Source organism: Microbacterium karelineae (assembly GCF_009745985.1).
Lineage (GTDB): Bacteria > Actinomycetota > Actinomycetes > Actinomycetales > Microbacteriaceae > Microbacterium > Microbacterium karelineae.
Genome location: NZ_WFIX01000099.1, coordinates 1 through 1,381, shown reverse-complemented (window position 1 = coordinate 1,381; position 1,381 = coordinate 1). Strand labels below are relative to the sequence as shown.

The 1,381-nt window shown below is 36.0% G+C and carries 2 protein-coding genes; both read left to right on the top strand.

Annotation, left to right across the window (positions count from 1 at the left end; all coding sequences use genetic code 11):
- A partial coding sequence (locus tag GB932_RS22085; protein WP_156758928.1) for a thiolase family protein occupies positions 1–853 on the top strand: 853 nt, incomplete at its 5' end.
- Between the two features lie 93 nt (positions 854–946).
- Entirely contained in the window at positions 947–1,276 is a 330-nt protein-coding gene (locus tag GB932_RS22080) for a four helix bundle protein (RefSeq protein ID WP_497755943.1), read from the top strand.
- The last annotated feature ends 105 nt before the right edge of the window (positions 1,277–1,381 follow it).

The window sequence follows — 1,381 nt, the reverse complement described above, 5'->3', positions numbered from 1 at the left end:
GGCAGATTGTATCATCGCGGGTGGTACAGAATCTATGTCATATATTCCTATGGGAGGTTATAAGCCGGTTCCTGAAACGGATATCGCAAAAACAAACCCTGATTATTACTGGGGAATGGGTTACACAGCGGAAGAAGTTGCAAAACAATATAATATTACAAGAGAAGAACAGGATCAGTTTGCTTTTGAATCTCATATGAAGGCTTTAAAAGCTAATCAGGAAGGTAAATTTGCCAACCAGATTGTTCCGATTCCTGTAGAGTATAATTTCCTGGACGAAAATCAGAAACTGCAGACTAAAAAGTTTGATTTCTCTGTAGATGAAGGGCCTAGAGCAGATACTTCTTTAGCTGGTTTAGCAAAACTAAGACCTGTATTTGCCAACGGAGGAAGCGTAACTGCCGGAAACTCTTCTCAAATGAGTGACGGAGCGGCTTTCGTAATGGTAATGAGTGAGGAAATGGTAAAAGAATTAGGACTGGAGCCTGAGGCAAGATTAGTGGCTTATGCTGCAGCCGGATTAGAACCAAGAATCATGGGAATGGGTCCAATTTATGCTATTCCAAAAGCATTGAAACAGGCTGGTTTAGAATTAAAAGATATCGATTTGATCGAGCTTAACGAAGCATTCGCTTCTCAATCTGTTGCAATCAAAAAAGAATTAGGCTTAAATCCTGATATCTTAAACGTAAACGGAGGAGCAATCGCCCTTGGACACCCGCTTGGATGTACAGGAACAAAACTAACGGTACAACTTCTTGACGAAATGAGAAGAAGAGGCAACAAGTACGGAATGGTTTCTATGTGCGTGGGAACAGGTCAAGGAGCAGCTTCTATTTTTGAACTTCTTTAATAGACAAATAGAGAATAGACGGATAGATAATAGACTTAAAGATACCAAAAATGTACGAATGATTTTAAGAGGCACAATTTTAAGAAGCTTAAAATCTGGCAAATGAGTATGGAATTATCAAGATTAACTTTAGATTTTACAGATACTTTTCCGACTTATGAAAAGTATGGTTTGAAAAATCAAATGGACAGATGTGCAATTTCAATTCTATCAAATATAGCTGAAGGTTCAAGCAGGACAAATAAGTCTTTTAGTCATTTTTTGGATATTTCTTTAGGTTCTTCATTTGAATTGCAAACACAAATATTGTTAGCGAATCATAGAAAATATTTATCTGATGAAAAAACTGAAATCTTTGAAATTAAGATTGAAGAATTTCAAAAAGCAACAATGGTATTTCAGAATACTTTAAACAGGGACTAAGAAAACAAAAGACTAGGAGATAATGGACCGAAAGAAAATAGACAGTATAAAAGTCTATCATCTATCCGTCTATTATCTGAAGGTCTCAAAAAATTTAAAAAACAA